The sequence below is a fragment of the Streptomyces mexicanus genome, assembly GCF_902506575.1.
GTDB classification, from domain to species: Bacteria; Actinomycetota; Actinomycetes; order Streptomycetales; family Streptomycetaceae; genus Streptomyces; species Streptomyces mexicanus.
In genome coordinates this window covers 1,719,644-1,722,041 of record NZ_LR732544.1, presented here as the reverse complement: position 1 = coordinate 1,722,041, position 2,398 = coordinate 1,719,644, and the positions used below count along the sequence as shown (strand labels likewise).

Annotated in this window: 1 protein-coding gene and 1 pseudogene; both read left to right on the top strand. The window is 73.6% G+C overall.

Annotated features, from left to right (window positions below; translation table 11 throughout):
- On the top strand, positions 1–1,200 hold a 1,200-nt coding region (locus GV126_RS07765), incomplete at its 5' end, for a site-2 protease family protein (RefSeq protein WP_236569923.1).
- Between the two features lie 128 nt (positions 1,201–1,328).
- Positions 1,329–2,228: pseudogene (locus GV126_RS07760) on the top strand (tRNA (adenine-N1)-methyltransferase); the annotation flags it as partial.
- Positions 2,229–2,398 lie beyond the last annotated feature (170 nt).

Here is a 2,398-nt window from a genome sequence, read left to right as displayed (position 1 = left end):
GGCACACCGAAGGGGCGGCCCATCAGGAGCCCGCCCCGCGGACCGGGAGGCGGGCTCCTGATGGGCCGCCCCTTCGGTGTGCCGGTGTACGTGGGGCCCAGCTGGTTCCTCGTCGCCGCGCTGATCACCTGGGTGTTCGGCGGACAGCTCGAGCGGGTGCTGCCCGACCTGGGCGCCGCCCGCTACCTGGTGTCCCTGTTCTTCGCGGTCGCCTTCTACGGCTCCGTCCTCGTCCACGAACTCGCCCACACCGTCGTCGCCCTCCGCTTCAAGCTGCCGGTGCGCCGCATCCAGCTGCAGTTCTTCGGCGGTGTCTCCGAGATCGAGAAGGAGGCCGAGACCCCGGGCCGCGAGTTCCTGCTCGCCTTCTCCGGCCCCCTGCTCTCGATCGTCCTCGGCGGCGTGTTCTACCTCGCCCTGCAACCCGTCGAGCGCGGCACGGTCCTCGGCGTCCTGCTGGCCGCCCTGATGATCTCCAACCTCGTCGTCGCCGCGTTCAACCTGCTGCCCGGCCTGCCCCTGGACGGCGGCCGCATGCTGCGCGCCGTCGTCTGGAAGATCAGTGGCCGGCCGATGACCGGCACCGTCGCCGCCGCCTGGGTCGGCCGCGCCCTCGCCGTCTCCGTGCTCATCGGACTGCCCCTGGTCAGCCAGTCCACCACCTTCGGCGCCGGCCCCGACACCAGCGTCGGCGTGGACACCGTCACCGACGCGCTGCTCGCCGCCATCATCGCCGCGATCATCTGGACCGGCGCCGGCAACAGCCTGCGCATGGCCCGGCTGCGCGAACACCTGCCCGAACTGCGCGCCCGCACCCTCACCCGCCGCGCCGTGCCGGTGGAGACCAACACCTCCCTGGCCGAGGCCCTGCGCCGCGCCAACGACGCGGGCGCCCGCGCCCTGGTCGTGGTCGACGGCCACGGGGCCCCGCTCTCCCTGGTCCGCGAGTCCGCCATCGCCGGCGTCCCCGAACACCGCCGCCCCTGGGTCCACGCCAGCGAACTCGCCCAGGACCTCACCGACGGCATGCGGGTCTCCGCCGAGCTGGCCGGCGAGGACCTCCTCAACGCGCTGCGCGCCACCCCGGCGACCGAGTACCTGGTCGTGGAGGAGACCGGCGAGATCTACGGCGTCCTGTCCGCCGCGGACGTCGAACGTGCTTTCGTCCGCGCCATGGCCCGTCCGTCCGCCTCGACGTAGCCCCTCGCCGCCCCCCGGCACGGCGCCGGAGCAGGACGCCTGCCCTGGGCGACGACCGCGGCGGCGGGCGACGACCGCGGCCCCGGCACGTGGTCGGCCGGCCCGTCGGGGACCGGTAGGCTGGTCACATGTCCGAACCGACCGGTGCCGCCCGCCGCCGCGGGCCCTTCAAGGTCGGGGACCAGGTACAGCTGACCGACCCCAAGGGCCGCCACTACACGTTCACGCTCGAGGCCGGGAAGAACTTCCACACCCACAAGGGTTCCTTCCCGCACGACGAACTGATCGGCGCACCCGAGGGCACCGTTGTCCGCACCACCGGCAACGTCGCCTACCTCGCGCTGCGTCCCCTGCTCCCCGACTACGTCCTGTCCATGCCCCGCGGGGCAGCCGTCGTCTACCCCAAGGACGCGGGGCAGATCCTCGCCTTCGCCGACATCTTCCCCGGCGCCCGCGTCGTGGAGGCCGGCGTCGGCTCCGGCTCGCTCAGCAGCTTCCTGCTGCGGGCCATCGGCGACCAGGGCATGCTGCACAGCTACGAGCGCCGCGCGGACTTCGCCGAGATCGCGCAGGCCAACGTCGAGCGCTACTTCGGCGGCCCGCACCCGGCCTGGCAGCTGACCGTCGGCGACCTGCAGGACAACCTGTCCGACACCGACGTCGACCGCGTCATCCTCGACATGCTCGCCCCCTGGGAGTGCCTGGAGGCCGTCTCCAAGGCGCTCGTCCCCGGCGGCATCCTGTGCTGCTACGTCGCCACCACCACCCAGCTCGCCCGGACCGTGGAGTCCATCCGCGAGATCGGCTGCTTCAACGAGCCGACCGCCTGGGAGACGATGATCCGCAACTGGCACATCGAGGGCCTGGCCGTCCGCCCCGACCACCGCATGATCGGGCACACCGGCTTCCTGCTCACCGCCCGCCGCCTCGCCGACGGCGTCGAGCCGCCCATGCGCCGCCGCCGGCCCGCCAGGGGCGCCTACGGCGAGGACTACGAGGGCCCCAACGCCGACGGAGGCGCCGCCCGCTGCCCAACGGCCCGGCCCGGCGCACGCCACCACCAACGAACGGGCGCCGTGGCGGAGTTCCCCACCTCACCGGGAACTCCGCCACGGCGCCCAGCCGTTGCCCAGGGGGAACCCGAGCAGCGCCCACCGGCGAAGCCCGCACGAGTACCCACCCCACCGTTCCCCCGCAC